The following is a 20981-nucleotide window of genomic DNA, read 5'->3' on the forward strand; positions in this document are numbered from 1 at the left end:
TTCACGGCGGTCTCCCTGCGATGAGAACGCACGGAAGCCAGTCCGGGCCCGAAACGGCCGCGAGCCGGGACAATCTCGGACCGTTCGGACTCTTCCGGAGATCGCCCGACGGGCCCATATTGTCGCCATGCCCGCACCCAAGAATCCGCGCGTGAGCCCGGCCCAAGCACTCGCCAAGGCGACGGCCAAAGCACAGGCCAAGGCGACCTCGAAGACGACGGCGAAGGCCGACCGGCCCGAGCTGATGCCGCTCGACGAGCATCTCGCCGCGCTGCTCAATCCGGCGCTCAACCGCAACCGTCTGAAGGCGGCCGAGCCCGTGCCGGAGCCGCCCCGGAAGGGACGCGGACAGAAGGGTGAGGCGAAGGCCTACAAGAAGATCGCGAAGGACGGTTTCGCCGAGGCGCCGCAGGCGGGCTTCGCCATCGGCGACGCAGCCGATGTCGACCCGCGGCTGGCCCAGGCGCTCGGCCTCGTCCCGCCCGATGACGGCCCGGCACCGGAAACCGCGCCCGAAGCGGAGGCGCCCTCGCTCGCCACCGATGGCGTCTCGGCCACCGTCGAGGCGCTGGAGCGGCTGCTCGTCGAGGGCAACCCGCTGTTCAAGAACGGCGAGGCCTGGGTGCCGCACCGCCCGGAGCGGCCGGCGAAATCGGAGGGCGGCGTGACGTTCACGCTGAAATCCGAGTTCACCCCCGCTGGCGACCAGCCGACCGCCATCGCCGCCCTGGTCGAGGGTGTCAGGACCGCCGAGCGCGATCAGGTGCTGCTCGGCGTCACGGGTTCGGGCAAGACTTTCACGATGGCCAAGGTCATCGAGGAGACGCAGCGCCCGGCCCTGATCCTCGCGCCGAACAAGACGCTCGCGGCGCAACTTTACGGCGAGTTCAAGAGCTTCTTTCCCGACAACGCGGTCGAGTACTTCGTCTCGTACTACGACTATTACCAGCCCGAGGCCTACGTCCCCCGGTCCGACACCTTCATCGAGAAGGAAAGCTCGATCAACGAGCAGATCGACCGGATGCGCCACTCCGCCACCCGCGCCCTGCTGGAGCGGGACGACGTCATCATCGTCGCCTCGGTCTCGTGCATCTACGGTATCGGCTCGGTCGAGACCTACACGGCGATGTCGTTCACCGTCACCCTCGGTGAGCGCATCGAGCAGCGCCAGCTCATCGCCGACCTCGTGGCGCTGCAGTACAAGCGCATCCAGTCGGACTTCGCCCGCGGCACCTTCCGGGTGCGCGGCGACGTGATCGAGCTGTGGCCGGCCCACTTGGAGGATCGCGGCTGGCGCGTCGGCCTGTTCGGCGACGAGGTGGAATCCATCGTCGAGTTCGATCCGCTGACCGGCAAGAAGCTCAACGAGCTGAAGTTCGTGAAGGTCTACGCGAACTCGCACTACGTCACGCCGCGCCCCACCCTGCAGCAGGCGATCAAGGGCATCAAGACCGAGCTGAAGAGCCGCGTCGAGGAGCTGACCCGGATGGGCCGCCTCATCGAGGCGCAGCGGCTGGAGCAGCGCTGCACCTTCGACATCGAGATGATCGAGGCCACCGGCGCCTGCAACGGCATCGAGAACTATTCGCGCTACCTCACAGGCCGCAAGCCCGGCGAACCGCCGCCGACGCTGTTCGAGTACCTGCCCGACAACGCCCTCGTCTTCACCGACGAGAGCCACGTCACGGTTCCGCAGATCGGCGGCATGTACAAGGGCGACTTCCGCCGCAAGGCGACGCTGGCCGAGTACGGCTTCCGCCTGCCCTCCTGCCTCGACAACCGCCCTCTGCGGTTCGAGGAATGGGACGCGATGCGCCCGCAATCGGTCCACGTCTCGGCGACTCCGGCCAAGTGGGAGATGGAGCGCACGGCCGGCGTCTTCGCCGAGCAGGTGATCCGCCCCACCGGCCTCGTCGATCCGGTGATCGAGATCCGCCCGGCCCGCTCCCAGGTCGACGACCTGCTGGGCGAGGTCCGCGAAGTCGCCCAGGCCGGCTACCGCACCCTGGTGACGACGCTGACCAAGCGCATGGCCGAGGATCTCACCGAGTACCTGCACGAGAACTCGGTACGGGTGCGCTACATGCACTCCGACATCGACACCCTGGAGCGCATCGAGATTATTCGCGATTTGAGGTTGGGTGCCTTCGATGTTCTCATCGGCATCAACCTCCTCCGCGAGGGCCTCGACATCCCGGAATGCGCGCTGGTGGCCATCCTCGATGCCGACAAGGAAGGCTTCCTGCGCTCCGAAACCTCGCTGATCCAGACCATCGGCCGCGCGGCCCGCAACGCGGATGCCCGCTGCATCCTCTACGCCGACAACATCACCGGCTCGATGGAGCGGGCAATGGCCGAGACCGAGCGGCGGCGCCAGAAGCAGCTCGCCTACAACGAGGAGCACGGCATCACGCCGCAATCGGTCAAGCGCGGCATCAGCGACATCCTCGAGAGCGTGTACGAGCGCGACCACGTCCGCGTCGATACGGGGCTGGCCAAGGACGCGATCACCGTCGGCCACAACCTCAAGGCGGTCATGGCCGACCTCGAGAAACGGATGCGCGCGGCGGCCGCCGATCTCGACTTCGAGGAGGCGGCGCGGCTTCGCGACGAGCTCAAGCGCCTCCAGGCGACCGAACTCATGGTCTCCGACGATCCCATGGCCCGGCAGGGCGATATCGAGCGCGAGGCCGGCCGCTACGGGCAGAAGGGCAGCCGCATCTCGAAGCCCACCCTCGACAATATGGGCCCGGGCACCGACCGCGAGCTGCCGGCCGACGCCGTGCCCTGGCAGGAGCGGCCCAAGGCGCGCTCGACGCAAGGACTCGGCGGCCAGAAGCCCCGCTACAAGGGCGGCGGCGGGCGCAAGCGGGGCTGAGGCGCCCGAACGCGGAACCTCGGCCGTCGCCTGCGATTGGCTCTTCAGATCCTGCAACCGCCGGGCGGCTCGGCTGCGAGGCCGCCCGGCGGCGCCAAGCGTAATGGCGCAAAGCGTGATGGAGCCGACCGATGCGATCCCCCTCTCCCCTCATTCGCGCCGCTCTGGGTGCCCTCCTCGGCAGCCTGAGCCTGTCGGTGCCGGTGCAGGCCCAGAGCGCGGCCAACCCCAACGATCAGCCCACCGCCGGCACCCTGCCCTCCGGCACCGATACGGTGCGCGGCAACGATCGCTCCGCCGAGCGGCCGACCGGGGAGGTCTCACCCCCGAGCGCAATCCGCTCCTCGACCGCGGTGGTGCCGGAGGGCAAGAGCGGAAAGACCGTGCGCACCAATCCCTCCGATCACCTCTCGAAGCCGTTCCGCTCGAACCACGAGAACTGATCCGCAACCCCACCCCTGCGTTCGCCGTTGGACCGGCACGGCCGCCGCAACGGGCGTGAATGGTGGCGTGAACCGGCGGGAGGAAACGCATGGGGCTGCTCGATCAGGTCATCGGCGGAGTCGTCGGACAGGTTTTGGGGGGCGGGCGCGGCGGGGCGCTGGCCTCGCCGGTGGTGAAGGCGCTCCTCATGCTGCTGCTCGCCAAGGGCGGGGGTGGGCTCGGCGATATCCTCGGCCGCGGTTCACCGGGATCCGACGGCCGATCCCTCCCCGGACCCGGCTCCGACGACGGCGATCTCGGCGGGTTCAACCAGGGCCGCCGCAGCGGGCCACCGGCTCAGGGGAGCGAGGCCGGCAACGACCTCGGCGGCGATTTCGGCGACCTCGCCGGCATGCTCGACGGCCCCGGCGACGGCCATTCCGGGCACCGTTCGCCCGGCGGTGGCCCCTATGCCGGGCTCGACCGTGAGCCGGATGACGGCAGCGGCGCGGCCTCCCATGGGCTCGACGGCCTGATCCAGGGCTTCGAGCGCAGCGGCCTCGGCGACGTGATCGGCTCGTGGATCGGCCACGGCCCCAACCGCGAGATCGCGCCGAACCGCCTCGCCGAGGCGCTGGGCCCGAACACCCTCGACAGCTTGAGTCGCGAGACCGGCCTGCCGCGCGAGGATCTGCTCGGGCAGCTCGCCCAGGCCCTGCCCGGTGTGATCGACGCGCTGACGCCCCAGGGCCGGGCGCCGAGCCATGAGGAACGCGGCGGCTGGTGAGCCTGGATTGAGGATTCCGCCATGGCCTACGAGCTGCATTACTGGCCGATGATCCCCGGCCGCGGCGAGTTCGTGCGGCTCGCCCTCGAAGCGGCCGGGGCGGATTACGTGGATGTCGCCCGCCAGCCCGAGGCGGAGGGCGGCGGCATCGCGGCGATGATGGACCGTCTGGAGGACGAGCCGGTCCGCCCGCCCTTCGCCCCGCCCTTCCTCAAGGACGGCGACCGCGTGATCGGACAGACTGCGGCGATCCTGCTCTATCTCGGGCCGCGCCTCGGCCTCGTCGGGGCGGACGAGGCCGACCGGATCTGGACGCACCAGATCCAGCTCACGATCGCCGACATGGTGGCGGAGGCGCACGACACCCATCACCCGGTCGGCGTCGGCCTGTATTACGAGGATCAGCGACCCGAGGCGCGCCGCCGCGCAGAGGATTTTTGCGAGAACCGCATCCCGAAGTTCCTGAACTGGTTCGAGCGCGTGCTCGCCGGCAACCCGGTGGGGCCGGAGCATCTGGTCGGCGGCGCAATGAGCTATGCCGACACGTCGCTGTTCCAGCTCGTGGCGGGCCTGCGCTACGCCTTTCCCAGGGCTGCGGCCCGGGCGCTGGCGCAGACGCCGGGCATCGTCGCCCACGCGGAGCGAATCGGGCAGCTGCCGCGGATCGCGGCCTATCGTGCAAGCGAGCGGTGCCTTCCCTTCAACGAAGCCGGCATCTTCCGGCGCTATCCGGAACTCGATGTCGGCTGACGAACCGCCGCGCGCGGGTTAACCTTTGACATTGTCGTGAAGACTGTTTCTCAGCCAAACGGTCGCGCTTGTGACGCCTGACGGCGTGCTACACCTACCCGCGTGAGCATGCCCGAGACTCCCCCCATCACCGAGGAACCGAGCGCCGAATCGGCGCGCTTTCGGATCGTGGAGCCGTTGCGGGCGGCGCAGGACCAACTCGCCCGGGTGCAGGATGCCGCCGGGATCGGTGTCTTCACCCTCGACCTGCGCGCGGGCGTGCTGCATCCGAGCCCCGCCTTCTGCCGCCTGCACGGCCTGGAAGTGTGTGAGCGATACGCGCTGGCCGCGTTCGCCGAGCGTTTCCCGGAGGAGGATCCGGCAATCCTCTCGGGTGCCTCGTCCGAGGAGGCGGTCTACCGCGTCCGCGATCCCCGAACCGGGGCCCCGCGCTGGATCGCCCGCACCCTCGAGATCGAGCGCGATGCGGACGGCGCGGCCCTGCGGCTCGCGGGCGTGGTGCGGGACGTGACCGAGCAGCGGGCCCAGGGCACGGCGCTGGCCGAGAGTGAGCAGCACTACCGCACGCTGTTCGAGCAGATGGATGAAGGCTACGCCGTCATCGAGTTCATCGACGGCCCGCACGGCCCCTTGAGCGACTACGTCCACGTCACCGCCAACCGTGCCTACGCCCAGCATTCCGGCATCGAGAACGTGGAGGGAAGACGCCTGCGCGAGATCGTCGGCGACGAGGCCGACGGTTGGCTCGCGCTCTACGGCGACGTCCTGCGCACCGGCCGGCCGATTCGCTTCCAGCGCGAGTTGGTCGCCACCGGGCGCTACCTCGAACTTGCCGCCTTCCGCATCGAGCCGCCGTCGCGCCGGCAGGTCGCGGTGCTGTTCCAGGACATCACGGCCCGGCGGCGCGTGGAGCACCTGCTCCATTCCAAGGCTGCCGACCTGGAAGCGGAAGTGGTGGCGCAAAGGCGCGACCGCGACCGCGTCTGGACGCTCTCACCGGTCCTCAAGGTCGTGGCCACCCCCGACGGGCGGATCGGCGCGGTGAACCCCTCGTGGAGCCGGACGCTGGGCTGGTCGCGGGCCGAGACGGTGGGCCGCCACGTGCCCGACTTCTTCGCGCCCGAGGAGCGGGCGGCGGCCGAGGCAGCGCTGGAACGGCTCGCGGCCGGCGCCTCGACCGACCTTGAGCTGACCTGCCTGACCAAGGACGGCGGCACCTGCCGGGTGCTCTGGACCATCGTGCCCGCCGACGGCCTGCTCTACGGCTTCGGCCGCGACATCACTGAGCAGCGGCACGCCGAGGACGCCCTGCGCCAGTCGCAGAAGCTGGAGGCGGTGGGCCAGCTCACCGGGGGTGTGGCCCACGACTTCAACAACCTGCTCACCATCATCCGCTCCTCGGTCGAGTTCCTGCGCCGGCCCGACCTCGCGCCCGAGCGCAAGCGCCGCTACCTCGACGCGGTCTCCGACACCGTGGACCGGGCGGCGAAGCTGACGGGCCAGCTCCTCGCCTTCGCCCGGCGCCAAGCGCTCAAGCCCGAGACCTTCGATGTCGGCGAACGGTTGCGCAGCATCTGCGAGATGCTCGATTCGGTGACCGGCGCGCGCATCCGCGTGGTCACCGACCTGCCCGGCGCCCCCTGTTACGTCCGCGCCGATGCGAGCCAGTTCGAGACGGCTTTGGTCAACATGGCGGTCAACGCCCGCGACGCCATGGACGGCGAGGGACGCCTGACCCTGCGCCTCGACGGCGCCGTACCGATGCCGCCGATCCGCGGCCATGCCGGCTCGGCGGGTCCCTTCGTCGCGGTCTCGGTCGTCGACACCGGCACCGGGATCGCCGTCGCCGACCTCTCCCGCATCTTCGAGCCGTTCTTCACCACCAAGGAGGTCGGCCGCGGCACGGGCCTCGGCCTCTCCCAGGTGATCGGCTTTGCCAAGCAATCGGGCGGGGATGTGGACGTGTGGAGCCGCGCGGGCGAGGGCACCACCTTCACCCTCTACCTGCCCGAGGTCGTTGCTCCCCTCGAGGCCCCCGCCGCTGCCCGGCCGAGGCCGGATGCGGATGCCGAGGCGCATCTGCGGATCCTCGTGGTCGAGGACAACCTCGAAGTCGGCCGCTTCTGCACCCAGATCCTGGAGGAACTCGGCCACCAGCCGGTCTGGGCCGAGAATGCCGAGGCGGCCCTGGTCGAGCTGGAACGCACCGAGACGCCGTTCGAGGCGGTGTTTTCCGACGTCGTGATGCCCGGCATGGGCGGCATCGCGCTGGCCCGCATCCTGCGCGAGCGTTTTCCGGACCTGCCGGTGGTCCTTACCTCGGGCTACAGCCACGTCCTGGCGCAGGACGACGCACATGGGTTCGAATTGCTGCGCAAGCCCTATTCGGCGGAGGAGCTGGGGCGGGTGCTCAAGGAGATGGCGGGGCGGCGGGTGAAGCGGGAAACGGTGTCGGGATAAGACGCCGTTCGTGATGGGGCGTCTGCCAAGCCGCTGCGAGCGGGTGGGCCGACGAAACGCAAGAAGGCCCGCCTTTCGGCCGGCCTTCCTTCTCTCATGCCGCCCGGCCACCGACCGGGCGACGTCGGAACCTCCCGAAAACTACGGCTGACCGGCCGGCTTGTTGGCGGCGGGCGGGTTGGTCGGCGCCGTGGTCTGGCCGGCGGCTGGCGGGGTGGCGGGCGGCGTCGCCGGGGCGGTGGTCGTGGTGTTGGCCGGAGGCGTGGTCGTGCCCGTGGTGTCCTTCTTCTCGTCCTTGCAGGCCGCGAGGCCGAGAGCGAGCAGGCCGAGAACCGGGATCAGCTTGATGGCGCGCATGTGTTCCTCCGTGTCGTTGAGCTCTTGGAAGCGCTGCCGCGGACGGCCGGCGCAGCGGAAGAGCGGAAACGGGCTTTGCCGTGCTGTGGCAAAGCTGAGAACGCAGTGCGGCCCCAAACCGTTCAACATTCGCGTGAGCAGTGACCTGAAGAACGGGGGATGAGCGCCGAATTTCAGCGAAAGATAAGCGGGATGAAATCGGTGCCCCCGCCGTTCGGACCTTACCGGATCGGCAAGACTTGGCTGGCTGGCAGCGTTTGGCAGGTTTCGCAGAAAAAGGTCGAGCGCCCGCCCTGCACGATCCGGCCGACGCGGCCCGTGCAGCCCTTGGTCGGGCAGGCATGGCCCACCCGGTCGTAGACGCGGAAGCCGTGCTGGAAGGCGCCGCGCTCCCCGTCCGGACGGGCGTAGTCGCGCAAGGTGGAGCCGCCGGCCGCCACCGCCTCGGTCAGCACCGCCTTGATCTCCTTGACGAGCTTCCTCGCCTTGGGTGTCGGCGAACCGTCGGGCTTGGCCAGCGCACCCGCCGGCAGGGCCGGGTGGAGGCCCGAGCGGTGCAGCGCCTCGCAGACATAGATGTTGCCCAGGCCCGCGATCAGGCGCTGGTCGAGGAGTGCGGCCTTCAGCGGCGTGATCTTTTTGGCGAACAGGCGCGCGAGCCGGGGTGCGTCGAGGGCGTCGGAGAGCGGCTCGACGCCCATGCTGGCGAAGTGTCGGCAGGTCTCTAGGTCGCGGGTCGCCACGAGATCCATGAAGCCGAAGCGGCGGGCGTCGTTGTAGGTGACGGTGGCGCCGTTGGCGAACGCCATCACCACGTGGTCGTGCTTGGGCGTGCCGAGCGCCCCTTCGAGGTAGAAGTCGCCGGGCGAGAGGTTCGAGCCGTCGGGCAGGCGCACGTCGAAGCGCCCGCTCATGCCGAGATGCAGGATCAGGCTCTCGCCGGAATCGAGATGTGCCGTGAGGTACTTGGCCCGGCGCGCGAGGTCGAGCACCGTGGTGCCCTCCAGCCGCTCGGCGAAGCGCTCGGGGAAGGGGAAGCGCAGGTTCGGCCGGCGCAGGGTGACGCGGGCGACGCGCGCCCCGACCATCGCGGGGGCGAGCCCCCGGCGCACGGTCTCGACTTCGGGCAGTTCGGGCATGGTCGTCGGAGAGAAGCGGCGGCGGGAAAGGAAGCTGTAGCGCCCTCCCCGCCCCCGGCGCGAGCCCTGCCGGCCGGTGCCGGGCGGCCACGGTGTCGCGCTGGCCCGCCGAGCCTCCCCGGGAACCGTTGCCGGGGCTCACGGCTTGCTCCCGGCCAAGGTCCTTTCGGTGCGCCTCTCGGGCCGGACCGGCCGCCCCTCCGGCGAGAGCGCGTCAGCCGGTCGTCGGAGTCAGCACGGCATGAGCGCCCACCCCTACCGGTTCGGGATCGAGGAAGAGTATTTCCTCGCCGATGCCGAGACCCGCGGCACGCCGCGCCGATCGGTCAAGCCGTTCCATCAGGCGGCCGGGGAGCGGCTGCCGGAGATCGGGCGGGAACTGCTGCAATGCCAGGTCGAGGTCTGCACGCCGCCCTCCACGTCGTTCCCGGCGGCCCACGCCGCGCTGTTGGAGCAGCGGCAGGCCTTGGCGGATCTGGGCCGCGAGCATGGGCTCCTCGTATTCGCCGCCGGCACTCACCCCATCGCCGACTGGGCTCGGCAATTGCCGACCAAGGGCGACCGCTACCGCGGCATCCTGCGCGATGTGGGCTTGGCCGGGCGGCGCAGCCTGATCTGCGGCATGCACGTCCATGTCGAGGTCGCCGACCCCGACCGGCGCGTCGCGCTGATGGACCGGCTGCTGCCGTTCCAGCCGCTGCTGTTCGCGCTGTCGGCCTCCTCGCCGTTCTGGCAGGGCAAGCCGACGGGATTGTCCGCCTACCGCCTCAGCGCCTTCGGCGAGTTGCCGCGCACCGGCCTGCCCGACCTGATGGGCGATGCGGCGGCGTATGAGCGCTACGTGCGCATCATGACACAGGCCGGCTCGATCCAGGACGCGAGCTTCCTGTGGTGGTCCTTACGCCCCTCGATCAAGTTCCCGACGCTCGAACTGCGCATCGCCGATTCCTGCACCCGGCTTTCCGACGCCATCGTCGTGGCGGCCCTGTTCCGCTGCCTCGTGCGGCTGGTCGAGCGCCGGCCCGACATCAATGCCGGGCTCACCGGCGTCTCGCGGGCGATCGCGGCGGAGAACCTGTGGCGGGCCCAGCGCAGTGGGATCGAGGCCGAGCTGATCGACGAGGCCTCCGAGCAGGCGTTCCCTTTCGAGGCTGCCCTCGACACGCTGCTCTCGCTGATCGCGGAGGATGCCGAGGCGCTGGGCTGCACCGAAGAGGTGGCCGACGCCCGCCGCATCCTGCGCGAGGGCACCAGCGCCGACCGGCAGATCGCCGCGTTCGAGGGCACCCGCGGCGGCGACACCAGCAACCGCCAAGCCCTCGACGCGGTGGTGGATTGGCTCGCCGAGACGACGCGGGCGGGGTGAGGACGATCAACTGAACAGACCGGTGAGGCCCACGAGGCTGAGACCCGCGATCAGCAGGCCCACCACGACCATCAGCACCCGCGCCGGGATCACCCGCACCAGCCCGGCGGCGATGGGTGCTGCGAACAGCCCGCCGACGACGAGGCCGGCGATGGTGGTCCAGTGGGTCAGCCCGCCGAGCAGGGTGAAGGACAACCCGCTCGCCACCGCGACGAAGAACTCCGCCGCGTTGACCGAGCCGATCGTGGTGCGCGGATCCTGGCCGCCGCCGACCAGCGTGGTCGTGACCACCGGCCCCCACCCGCCGCCGCCGATCGCATCGACGAAACCGCCGCCGAGCGCCAGCGGCACCACGGCCCGCGGCGGCTCGCGGCGCGTCTTCAGGGTGCGGAACGCCTTCGATAGGACGTAGAGCCCCATCCCAAGCAGGTAGACCGAGACGAACGGCTTGATGGTCTCGCCATCGACCGAGGTGAGGAGGTACGCGCCCGCCACCGCACCGATCACGCCGGGGATCAGCAGGCGCCGGAACAGCGCGCCGTTCACGTTGCCGAGCCGCCAGTGCGAGAAGCCGGAAAAGGCAGTGGTGAAGATCTCGGCCACATGCACGGAGGCCGAGGCCGCCGCCGGCGGCACTCCGGTGGAGAGCAGGAAGGTGGTCGAGGTGATGCCGTAGGCCATGCCGAGCGCACCATCGACGGTCTGCGCCGCGAGCCCGACCGCCGCCGCGGTCCAGAAGCCGCGGCTGGTCAAGCCGTCGCGGACCGCCTGGACGGTGCCGGCATCGGCGAGCGTCACGAACAGGGCCGCAGCGGCGGCCACGACGAGGCCTGCGAGTCCGATCAGGGCAAGCGTGCGCGGCTCAACGAATTTCGCCGGCCGCGCAGCGGCGGAGGACGATCCGGCCATCGGGAAACCATCCATGCAAGAAGGAGCCGACAGGCTAAGGACTTGGGGCTCGCGAGCAAGGGAGCGGCGTTCCCAAGTTCAACGCGCGCCGAGGCCGAAACTCTCCGTCGCTCCCCCGCGGGGGGAATGTCCTTCCCGCGCGGGACCGAAAGCCGGCGGTGCGGGGTCAGCAGACCGGTATGACGGTCGACACGCCCGCTTGCGGAACCGGCCGGCGGGTGAGGCCGAGGATCTCAGGATTCACCGGCAGCAACCTCAGCACAGCGAGGCCGCAGGGATCGTCGCCCACCAAGCTGCGGGGGATGCGCCTGCCATCCCAATCGACCACGCAGAGTTCCGGCTCGGAGACGGTGCCATCCGGCAGCCGGCGGGTGAAAGGTTCCCAGATCCGCCAGATCGCGGCATCGGCCACGCGATAGGTTGCGGCGATGGCCGGCAGCGCGGCGACGAGGTTGACCGGCCGGTACGGCGTCAGCCACGTGTCCCTCTCGAACGGGACGCCGTCCGGGTGAGCCAGCAGCACGAGGGCGGCGATATGCACCGCCTCGTAGATCGGCTCGGCATGCGGCATCGCACCGACCGGCTTCGTGCCACGCTCGGAGAGCGGCGGGATCTGGTTGATGGTGCGCGCAGCCCGCCGGTACTGCGTGAGGGTACGCCAGGGCCGGTGGATCGTTGCCTTGATGGCCGCGGGCAGATCGATCCGCAGCGGGCGTCGCCCGCGATCCTCGAAGCGGGCGAAGTGAAGCCCCGGCGTCAACGCGTTCACGCGGGCGATCATCCAGGCGAGGGCGAGTTCCTCACGGCCCGTCCGGAGAGGGTTGTCACGGGTCCAGTCTGCGTAGCCGCCGCCGATATCGGCGTGGGCACCGGGAAACCAGACCTGCTCGACCTTGGCCTGCTCGTCGCGCTTGAACTTGGGCCGCTGCCAGAGCGCAGCCTCGAAGGGGCGGCGGCGCTCGTCAATGGCCACGGCGTGCAGGCTGACATCGACGATGGAGGAAAGTTCGGTGCTGTGGAACGCGTAGCGCTCCGCATTCGCGATGCGAAAAAAGCTGAGTGGCACGCCGAGGGCGCCGACGGTGTCGAAGACGCCGAGGCAAGCGACGCGAAATGACGTGCGGTCGAAGACGTAGGGTTCGAGGGCGAACCACTCGGCACAGAAGCGGTCCTGCGGCTTGCGGCGGTAGTGGCGCCACGCGCGGCGCTCGTTCTCCGGGGTGCAGAAGCGCGGCTTCAGGAGACCGGCGGCGTAGAGGTAGCCCACGAGGCTGCGGGCAGTGAAGGCGCCGCGGGAGAAGCCGAAGATGTAAATTTCGTCTCCCTCGGCGTAGTGCTCGCTCAGAAAGCGGTAGGCTTGCCGGATGTTTCGGCTGAGCCCTCTCCCGAACACCCCGCCCCTGATGGGATCGAACCAAGCTCCGGTGCCGACGCCACGATCGTAATAGACCACGTATTCGACGAGCCGGCCTTCCTCCTCGATGAACGATCCGGTGGCGGTCGAGCCGCTGGTGGCGGACGGTCTCGGAGGCGCTTGAGCCAACGCCTCATCGACGCCGATCTTCAAGATCTCGCGCATCCGCACGATGTTGGTTGGCGGATGATCCGTATCGTCCTTGTTCCAGGTTCCATCCAGGAACAGTACAAGGCGGCGGTGCTGTCTTGTCGTCATCGCTGCACCCCTCGGCGCCATCGGCCGAAGTTTGATGATGACAGCTTGAAGTTGCAACGATAATTTCTCGTCCGGCCGTAGAACGCCGGTGCCGGATTTCGCGCCTCGCTCGCGTACAGCGCGGGCTCGCTGATACGGCCCCCGCTTAGATCAAGTGGAAACCGTCTCAGCCCTTCTCGAACGGGTTCTTCGTCGTGCGCAGGGACAGCCGGATCGGCGCACCGGGCAGGTCGAACGCTTCGCGCAGGCCGTTGACGAGGTAGCGGGTATAGGATTTCGGCAGGGCGTCGAGCTGGTTGCCGAACAGGGCGAAGTGGGGCGGGCGGCTCTTCACCTGGGTGGCGTAGCGGATCTTGATGCGCCGGCCGGAGACCGCGGGCGGCGGGTTGCGCTGCGTCGCCTCGGTGAGCCACGCGTTGATCCGCGCCGTCGAGACGCGCCGGCTCCACACCTCGGAGGCATCGACCACCGCCTGCATCAGCTTGTCGATCCCCTCGCCCGCGAGCCCCGACAGCGGCACCACCGAGACGCCACGCACCTGCGGCAGCAGGCGGGTGCAGTCTTCCCGCAGGGTCTTGAGCAGCCCCGGCTGGTCGGCGACGAGATCCCACTTGTTGAGGCCGATCACCACGGCGCGGCCCTCGCTCTCGACGAGATCGACGATGGTGAGATCCTGCTTCTCGAACGGGATCGTCGCATCGAGGAGCACGACCACGACCTCGGCGAAGCGCACGGCGCGCAGGCCGTCCGAGACCGCGAGCTTTTCCAGCTTGTCGTCGATGCGGGCCCGGCGGCGCATGCCGGCGGTGTCGTGCAGCTTGATCCGGCGCCCGCGCCACTCCCAATCGAGGGAGATCGAATCGCGGGTGATGCCGGCCTCGGGCCCGACCAGCAGGCGGTCCTCGCCGATCATCCGGTTGATGAGGGTGGACTTGCCGGCGTTCGGGCGCCCGACGATGGCGACGCGCAGGCCCTTGCCGCCCTCCCCGTCCTCGTCCTCCTCGTCGGGTTCGGGCAGAACCTCGCGCAGCGCATCCTGCAGCGAGCCCAGGCCCTCGCCGTGCTCGGCGGAGAACGGGATCGGGTCGCCGAGCCCCAGCGAGAACGCGTCGTAGGCCCCCGCCATCCCAGCGCCGCCCTCGGCTTTGTTGGCGATGAGGATGACGGGGCAGCCGGAGCGGCGCACCAGTTCGGCGAAGGGCCGGTCGGACGGCAGGACGCCGGCGCGGGCGTCGATCACGAACAGCACCGCGTCGGCTTCGAGGATCGCGGCCTCGGTCTGGGCCCGCATCCGGCCAAGCAGCGAGTCGGCATCCGCTTCTTCGAGGCCGGCGGTGTCGATGACGCGGAAGGCGACGTCGCCGATGAAGCCCTCGCCCTCGCGGCGGTCGCGGGTCACTCCGGGGCGGTCATCCACCAGGGCGAGCTTGCGCCCGACCAGCCGGTTGAACAGGGTCGACTTGCCGACATTCGGGCGTCCGACGATCGCGACGGTCGGCAGATCCATGGGAAACAACAGTCTCGTCAGGCGCGCGGGCAAGGGAGCCCGACGCGCAACATCTAGTTTGAAGATAGGCGGTTCCGGCCGCGCCGTCAGCGGGTGATCGGCGGCGGCGCGGCATTCTCGGGCTTGGCCTCCGTCACGGTGACGGCGCCACCGGCGACCAGCGCCTGGTAGATCTCGACCCGCTGACGCAGGCCCTGGGGCGTCTCGCCGTCGGCGCCGATCTGGTCGAACCAGCGGCCGGCGCCCTCGATCTCGCCGCGCTTGAGCGCGGTGAGGCCGAGCATCTCGCGGGCGGTGTGGCGGAAGGCGTTGGTCGGGGCGGCAAGGCCCTGGAGGCTGGTCAGCGCCGGGTTCGGATCGGTGCCGTCGAGGCGCAGCAGCGCCGCGCGCAGGCGAGCGAGGTCGCGCAGGGCATCGCTGACCCCGGAATCGGCAGCGAGTTTATCGTAGGCCACCGCCCCGGCGGCCGCATCGCGCTTGGTCGCCTCGGCGGCGAGGCGGAAGCGGGCGAGCAGGGCGTAGCCCCCCGGCCCGTCGGCCTGGATCGCGGCGAAGTCGCGGTCGGCCTCCTCCGCCTTGCCGTCCTTGGCGAGGCGGTTGGCCCGATCGAACTGCTCGGAGGCCGCCTCGGCGCGGGTGCGCTCGGCATGGCGCCAGTAATTGTAGCCGCCGACGCCGGCCACGAGGAGGATCGCCCCGGCGATGATCAGCGCGTTGTAGCGCTTCCAGATGTTGGCGATCTGGTCGCGGCGGTAATCCTCGTCGACCTCGCGGATGAACTCGTTGTTCTCGGCCATGACAAATCCGGGCGCTCCTCGCGGAGCGCGCTCGCCTCGCTCGTCGTCTTGTCCGGGGCGCCTAGCACAGCGCCCCCGCTTTGGCGAATGGGGGGCTTCAAGCCTGTCCCGGCCAAGCGGCGACGCCGATGAGCAGCGGGTGCAGGTACTTGCCGAACACGAACCATGCCACGACGCCGACGACCACGGCGATGGCGTCGTTGCGCCAGCCGGCCGGCGCGGCCTGCCCGCCATGCTGCTGCGCCACCTGACCGGCCGTGAGCGTGCGGCGCTTGGCGCTGATGCGGGCGACCACCGCCCAGGCGAGGAAGGAGCCGAACAGCAGGATCGAGCCGAGATCGCCGTTGGCCAGGAGGTGGGCGGTCGCCCAGATCTTCACGCCCAGCAGCATCGGATGCTTGAGCCGGGTGCGGATGTGGCCCGGCAGGTAGGTCGCAGCGAGGCTGATGAAGGCGAACAGCGTCAGCAGTACCGCGAGATGCCGGGTCCAGAGCGGCGGCGACCAGACCGGGATCATGCCGTCCCCCCGGTAGAGCCCGTAGCCGTAGACGGTCAGGATCAGGCCCAGCACCGAGAGCAGGGTGTAGCCGAGCTTGAACCGCCCCTCGCCGATCCGGCCGATCACCTCCGCGCGCCGGGCGCGGGCCATGGAGAAGGCGTGCGTGCCGAGGAACAGCACGAGGCCGAGGATCAGAACCAGCATGGGGCAGCCTGTGGACGGCGCTCGCTCCGGCGGATGCGGACAAGCTCCCTGTAACGGTTCAAAACGCAATCTCGGCGGGATGTCCAGATCGTCCCGTCCGCTTGCCCGCCCTCTCGCCGGCCTTCTCGCCGTGACGCTCGCGCTCTCGTGCGGCCCTGTGCCGCCGGCCGCCGCCGCCGCGGAGCCGCCGCTCGCGGCGCTCACCCTGACGGGACCGGAGCGGACGATCTTCTCGCCCGCACGCGACGCCTGCGACGGCGCCGACGTGCCCGACGCGCCCGCCCGCGCCTTCCGCGACGCCTCGGGGCAGATCGCGGTCTACGGCCTGCACTACCGCAACCGGGCCCTGCGCGGCCCCGATCTCGACAGCCTGAAGATCGATTGCCGCGTCGTGCTCGATTCCGGCGAGAAGCCGGACCCGGCGCTCTACGACGACCGCTCGTGGATCACCGCCACCTGGACCGAGGACGGCACGAACATCGCCGCCCTGCTCCACCACGAGTATCAGGCCAACGAGCATGAGGGCCGCTGCCGCTCCAAGGTGTACATGGAGTGCTGGTACAACACGGTCACCGCGGCCTTCTCCCGCGACGGCGGACGCAGCTTCACCCGCGCGGCGCCGCCCGCGGTGGTGGCGGGCGCGCCGTTCCGACAGGAGGAGGGGCAGGGCCGGCACCGGGGCTTCTTCAACCCGTCCAACATCTTCGGCGAGGGGCGTTTCCGCTACTTCCTCGCCTCGACCACGGGCTGGGACCGACCGGGCAGCGATCAGGCGGCGGGCGTCTGCCTGTTCCGTACCGAGCGCCCGGACGATCCCACGAGCTGGCGCGCCTGGACTGGCACCGGCTTCACCGCCGCCTTCCCCGACCCCTACCGCAAGACGTTCAAGATCGCCGACACCTGCCGGCCGGTCGGGCCGTTCCCCGCCCCCGTCGGCGCGGTGGTGCGCCACCGCGGCTCCGGGGCCTGGATCGCCGTGTTCATGGCGGCCAAGGGCGGCGCGTTTCCGGAATCGGGCTTCTATTGGAGCACGTCACGCGACCTGCTCGTCTGGGACGTGCCGCGGCTGCTGCTGGCGGGCGCCACGCTCTACGACGATCCGTGCCGGGCCAAAGGGCGGCTGATCGCCTACCCGTCCCTGCTCGATCCGGGTGCCAAGGGCCGCAACTTCGACGATGTCGGCGAAGGCGCGCTTCTCACCTTCGCAACGCTTCGTACGGAGGGCTGCACCATCACCTCCGACCGCGACCTCGTGCGGCGGCCGGTGTCGATCAAGGTGTGGCCGTGAGCGCCCGCCTCAGCCGAGGCCGAGCGCCGCCTTCTCCTCGAGATAGGCCGCGTGCACCGCGTCCCGGCCGTAGGCCCGTTCCAGCCGGCGCACGGTGAAGTGGGCGCGGGCCATGGACTGGAAGTGGTCCATGAAGGCGGCGTTGACGGCCGCCCCGCCGAGCGCCCCGATCACCGGTACGGCCTGAGCCGCGACCTTCTGCGAGACGACGAGGCCGAACCGGGCGGCGATCTGCGCGGTGAGCCGCACCAGCGGCGGCGCGCCGGCATCGAGTAGCGAGCGGTGGGCGGCGTAGCGGGCGGCTTCCGACATGGTCTTGGCCAGGGCCGCGCGCACCGCGAAATAGCCGCTGTCGGCGACCGTCGTCTCGGCGCCGGCCCGTCCGCCGAGGGCGAAGACCTGCACGCAGGCGAGTGCGCTCTCGGGATCGCTCAGATCCTCGCCCTCTTCCCGGGCGATCTCGGCGATGGAGCGCAGCATGAGCGTCGTGGAGACCGGCAGCTCGACCGCCAGCGTCGCGAGGCCGAGCACGCCGCCGACGGCGCCCGTTACCGCAGCGAGCGCCTTGTGGCGGGTGTCGCTCGACCCGAGCAAACGGCTCAGGCGCCCGCCGGCCTCGGTCTCGATGCGCTCCAGCGCCGTGCCGGCGGGTTTGACAGCCTTGTCCGGCAGGGTCGCGAGCGCGACCCGCAGGGCCGTGCGCATCGCGCCCTCCGTGGCGCTGGCCACCGTCTCGGTGATGGGCGCCGGCAGCGCGCGGCCGATCATGTCGAGGGGCGCACCCGCCGCGGCCGAGAGCCGGGAGGCCAGCCCCGGCTTCTCCAGCACGGCCACCGCGCGCCGCAGGACGGCGCGGTCCTCCTCCGACAGGGGCCGTCCGGTCGGCGGGTCGATCGGGACCGGGAGGGTTTCTCCGGCAACGGCAAGGTCGTTCACGTCTGCGCCCTCGCGACTTTGGGCGGGATCTCGGGGCCCGCTTCGGCTGAAGCAAGACCGACGGGGGCGGTTGGGTTCCCCGGCACCGCTTCGGGTACGGCCTCGGCCGGGCTTTCCGCGGGCGCCGTGCGCTGCGGGATACGGCCGACGGCAAAGCAGAGGGCGACGACGGGGATGCCGACCGCCGCGGTCATGGCGAAGAAGGTCGGGAAGCCGTAGGCCGCTACCACGAAGCCGGAGGTGCCGGCGACCAGCTTGCCCGGCAGGGCGTAGAGCGAGGAGAACAGGGCGTATTGCGTGGCGGCAAAGCCCGGCGTGGTCAGGCTCGACATGTAGGCGATGAGCGCGATGCCGGCGAAGGAACCGCACAGGCTCTCGATCGAGACCGCGATGGCGAGGCGCCATTGCTCTGGATCGCCGAGCGCCAGCCACGCCAGCGACAGGTGCGAGGCGGCGGCGATGAAGGCGCCGATCACCAGGGTCGGGAACATGCCGAGCCGGGCGATCGACCAGCCGCCCGCAAAGCCCCCGGCGATGCCGACCCAGATGCCGAACAGCTTGACGATGGTGGCGATCTCCGCCTTGCCGTAGCCGAGCGTGATGTAGAGCGGGTTGGCCATCACCCCGGAAACGAAGTCCGGCATCCGGTAGAGCGCGACCAGCGCCAGCACCGCGAACAGGGCGTTGCCCATCCGGGCGTGGAGTTCCGTCAGCGGCTCCAGCACGGCGCGGCGCACGGCGGCCGGCAGGTCGCGCTTGCCCGTCGCCGCCTCGCGCGGCCGGTCGTAGGGCGTGGCGAGGAGCGCCGCGATCAGGCCGACGCCCATCAGCGCGGCCATGCAGAGATAGGCGAGCGTCCAGCCGCCATAGGCCGCGACGTAGAGCGCGCCGGCGCCGGCCAGGATCAACCCGAACCGGTAGCCGAGGTTCGAGGTGGCGGCCATGATGCCCTGCAGGTCGGTGCCCGCCGCCTCGATGCGCCAGCCGTCGATCACCACGTCCTGGGTGGCGGCGCAGAAGGCGACGAGGAAGGCGCCGAGGCCGATGAGCGCGAGATGGTCCTTCGGGTCGGCGAAGGCCATCAGCACCAGCGCCAGGGCGGTGGCGATCTGCGTCACGATCATCCAGGCGCGCTTGCGGCCGAGGCGCGGGGCCAGGAACGGCACGTCGACCCGGTCGATCGAGGGCGCCCAGAGGAACTTCAGCGAGTAGGGCAGCGCGACGTAGCTGAACAGACCGATCGTCTTGATGTCGATGCCGGAATCGGCGAGCCGCAGGGTGAAGGTGCCGAGCACGAGCAGGAGCGGCAGGCCGGAGGAGAAGCCGAGCGCCAGCATCTGCGCGACGCGCTTGTCCTCGGTGATGTCGCGCAGGCGCAGCTTGCGCGGCTTCGTCTTCGCGGGCGTTTCGGGGGTCGCTGCTTGCGCCGCCATCGCGTGGAACTCCCTGGAGCCTTCGCCCGGAGGCGGAGGCGGGGTTTCATGGGACCTTGAGATGCCGCGGACGGCCGGTCGCCCCGACGCGCGCATCGTTCGCTCGCGCATCTTTGATACGACTCCGCGGAAAACATGGCGGCCTTGCGCCCGCCGGCTCCCGTCGCCTCCCTTGCGGGCGGAGCGCAGCTTCGGAATCCTGCGTTCCTTTATGGGGCAAGCATGGTTGACGGAACCGTAATGGCCGGCGTCCGCACGATAGCGAGCCGCCGGGGTGCTCCGTGCTTCGCCGCACGGAACGGGGGAGGGGCGGGCTCGTTGGAGTCGCGGAGCCGGACGCGTCGCAACGCGTCGGGTGACTCCGGTTCGCGTGCCGCGCTCGAAATCGGCAGGCTTGTGTTGGCGTAGAGATGACGGGTTTTCCCAAAGGAGCGAGCCTACCCTCGGGCGTGACGGTGGAGGTCTTCGCGGCAGCCTTCGAGGCCAGCCCGACACCGATGGTCGTCACCGATCCGCGGCGGGGGGACAACCCGGTCGTCTGGGCCAACGGCGCCTTTCTGGCGCTCACCGGCTATGACCGCGAGGAACTCTACGGCCACAATTGCCGTATGCTGCAAGGTCCGCGCACCGATGCGGCGGTGCTGGAGACGCTGCGGGCGGCGCTCGCCGCCGGCAGGCCGTTCGAGGGCGAGTTGCTCAACTACCGCAAGGACGGCACGGCGTTCTGGAACGGCATGACGATCAACCCCGTCTGCAACGAGGCGGGCAAGGTTCTGTTCTTCTTCTCGGCCCAGGCCGACATGACCGACAAGCACCGCCTGGAACTGGCGATGCGCGACGCCAACGACGCGCTGGAGCGCGAGGTGAGCGAGCGCACCGCCGACCTGCGCTCGGCGCTCGAACAGAAGACCGCGCTGCTCCACGAGGTCGATCACCGGGTCAAGAACAACCTCCAGGTCATCTCCTCGCTGATGCTGCTGAAGGCTCGCCGCACGCCCGTGGGCGATGCCCGCGACGCGCTCCAGGCCATGGCCGACCGGATCGGCGCCCTCTCCACCGCCCACCGGATGCTGTACTCGGAGGGCGACGTCTCCCGCTTCGACTTCAGGGAATTCACCGACGACCTGATCGCCGACCTCGCCGCCGGACTCGACGGGGACCGCACCCGGATCGAGACCGAGATCGAGGCGCTGGCGCTCTCCGCCGCCATGGCCGCACCGCTGGCGCTGCTGATCCACGAATTGACGACGAACGCCCTGCTCCACGCCTTCCCGGAGGCGCGCCGCGGCCGGGTCGCCATCGAGGCACACCGTTGCGAGACGGGGATGCGCCTCGTCATTCAAGACGACGGCATCGGCATGGCCTCGGCGCCACCCAATCCCGCCGGCTTCGGCCGCACCCTGGTCGAGATGGTGGTGCGCCAGTTGCGTGGCACCCTCGAATGGTCGGATGCCGGGCCCGGCACGCGGATCACGATCACGATCCCGCTCGTCGGGACCGACGCATTGTGACGGACATGCGCCCCCGCATTCCGGCCCGTTTCCACCGGAAACCGGTCCCGCGACGGGCCGCGCCC

Annotated in this window: 17 protein-coding genes; 8 read left to right on the top strand and 9 right to left on the bottom strand. The window is 70.3% G+C overall.

The genetic code is table 11. The features are described 5' to 3' along the window. The first annotated feature begins 127 nt into the window (after window positions 1-127). From uvrB to J2W78_RS09035, 5 genes are all read left to right on the top strand, one after another. The gene (uvrB, locus tag J2W78_RS09015) at window positions 128-2878 is read left to right on the top strand and encodes an excinuclease ABC subunit UvrB (RefSeq protein ID WP_253369881.1); all 2751 of its coding nucleotides are present in this window, start codon (window positions 128-130) and stop codon (window positions 2876-2878) included. A 131-nt stretch (window positions 2879-3009) separates the two neighbouring features. Continuing rightward, complete coding sequence (locus tag J2W78_RS09020) at window positions 3010-3321, top strand: hypothetical protein (RefSeq protein ID WP_253369883.1); 312 nt, start codon at window positions 3010-3012, stop codon at window positions 3319-3321. An 89-nt stretch (window positions 3322-3410) separates the two neighbouring features. Then, window positions 3411-4088 (top strand): YidB family protein, encoded by a 678-nt coding sequence (locus tag J2W78_RS09025; RefSeq protein WP_253369885.1) that lies wholly within the window; start codon window positions 3411-3413, stop codon window positions 4086-4088. A 21-nt stretch (window positions 4089-4109) separates the two neighbouring features. Continuing rightward, a complete protein-coding gene (locus J2W78_RS09030) occupies window positions 4110-4838 on the top strand; it encodes a glutathione S-transferase family protein (RefSeq protein ID WP_253369886.1) in 729 nt (242 codons plus the stop codon). Between the two features lie 108 nt (window positions 4839-4946). Further along, the gene (locus J2W78_RS09035; RefSeq protein WP_253369888.1) at window positions 4947-7298 is read left to right on the top strand and encodes a PAS domain-containing protein; all 2352 of its coding nucleotides are present in this window, start codon (window positions 4947-4949) and stop codon (window positions 7296-7298) included. A gap of 141 nt (window positions 7299-7439) precedes the next feature. On the opposite strand, the gene J2W78_RS09040 is transcribed toward J2W78_RS09035, so the two are convergent. Beyond that, window positions 7440-7655, bottom strand: a complete 216-nt coding sequence (locus J2W78_RS09040) for a hypothetical protein (protein ID WP_253369890.1) — start codon at window positions 7653-7655, stop codon at window positions 7440-7442. A gap of 221 nt (window positions 7656-7876) precedes the next feature. Then, complete coding sequence (mutM, locus tag J2W78_RS09045) at window positions 7877-8794, bottom strand: bifunctional DNA-formamidopyrimidine glycosylase/DNA-(apurinic or apyrimidinic site) lyase (protein ID WP_253369892.1); 918 nt, start codon at window positions 8792-8794, stop codon at window positions 7877-7879. Window positions 8795-9035: 241 nt separating this feature from the next. On the opposite strand from mutM, the gene J2W78_RS09050 reads away from it, so the two are divergent. Further along, on the top strand, window positions 9036-10160 hold the full coding sequence (locus J2W78_RS09050; RefSeq protein WP_253369894.1) for a carboxylate-amine ligase: 1125 nt from the start codon (window positions 9036-9038) through the stop codon (window positions 10158-10160). A gap of 6 nt (window positions 10161-10166) precedes the next feature. On the opposite strand, the gene J2W78_RS09055 is transcribed toward J2W78_RS09050, so the two are convergent. From J2W78_RS09055 to J2W78_RS09075, 5 genes are all read right to left on the bottom strand, one after another. Continuing rightward, window positions 10167-11069, bottom strand: coding sequence for a sulfite exporter TauE/SafE family protein (locus tag J2W78_RS09055; RefSeq protein WP_253369896.1), 903 nt, complete (start codon window positions 11067-11069; stop codon window positions 10167-10169). 166 nt (window positions 11070-11235) lie between these two features. Further along, window positions 11236-12741 carry a DUF2235 domain-containing protein gene (locus tag J2W78_RS09060; protein WP_253369898.1) on the bottom strand — a complete coding sequence of 502 codons (1506 nt, stop codon included), beginning with the start codon at window positions 12739-12741 and terminating at the stop codon, window positions 11236-11238. A gap of 166 nt (window positions 12742-12907) precedes the next feature. Further along, window positions 12908-14248 carry a ribosome biogenesis GTPase Der gene (der, locus tag J2W78_RS09065; RefSeq protein WP_253369899.1) on the bottom strand — a complete coding sequence of 447 codons (1341 nt, stop codon included), beginning with the start codon at window positions 14246-14248 and terminating at the stop codon, window positions 12908-12910. An 86-nt stretch (window positions 14249-14334) separates the two neighbouring features. Next, window positions 14335-15045 (bottom strand): tetratricopeptide repeat protein, encoded by a 711-nt coding sequence (locus tag J2W78_RS09070; protein WP_253369901.1) that lies wholly within the window; start codon window positions 15043-15045, stop codon window positions 14335-14337. A 97-nt stretch (window positions 15046-15142) separates the two neighbouring features. Next, on the bottom strand, window positions 15143-15748 hold the full coding sequence (locus tag J2W78_RS09075; protein WP_253369903.1) for an NnrU family protein: 606 nt from the start codon (window positions 15746-15748) through the stop codon (window positions 15143-15145). 79 nt (window positions 15749-15827) lie between these two features. Here J2W78_RS09075 and J2W78_RS09080 point away from each other — a divergent pair, with 79 nt between their 5' ends. Further along, window positions 15828-17036 (top strand): hypothetical protein, encoded by a 1209-nt coding sequence (locus tag J2W78_RS09080; RefSeq protein ID WP_253369905.1) that lies wholly within the window; start codon window positions 15828-15830, stop codon window positions 17034-17036. 9 nt (window positions 17037-17045) lie between these two features. Here the strand turns inward: J2W78_RS09080 and J2W78_RS09085 are convergent, their stop codons facing one another. Both J2W78_RS09085 and J2W78_RS09090 read right to left on the bottom strand, forming a co-directional pair. Next, complete coding sequence (locus J2W78_RS09085) at window positions 17046-17972, bottom strand: EcsC family protein (RefSeq protein WP_253369907.1); 927 nt, start codon at window positions 17970-17972, stop codon at window positions 17046-17048. Continuing rightward, window positions 17969-19405, bottom strand: a complete 1437-nt coding sequence (locus J2W78_RS09090; protein ID WP_253369909.1) for an AmpG family muropeptide MFS transporter — start codon at window positions 19403-19405, stop codon at window positions 17969-17971. Before J2W78_RS09090 ends, J2W78_RS09085 begins: the two co-directional genes overlap by 4 nt. A gap of 410 nt (window positions 19406-19815) precedes the next feature. Here J2W78_RS09090 and J2W78_RS09095 point away from each other — a divergent pair, with 410 nt between their 5' ends. Then, on the top strand, window positions 19816-20916 hold the full coding sequence (locus J2W78_RS09095; protein WP_253369911.1) for a histidine kinase dimerization/phosphoacceptor domain -containing protein: 1101 nt from the start codon (window positions 19816-19818) through the stop codon (window positions 20914-20916). Window positions 20917-20981: the final 65 nt, after the last annotated feature.

This window comes from Methylorubrum extorquens (genome assembly GCF_024169925.1).
In the GTDB taxonomy this organism is placed as follows: domain Bacteria; phylum Pseudomonadota; class Alphaproteobacteria; order Rhizobiales; family Beijerinckiaceae; genus Methylobacterium; species Methylobacterium extorquens_A.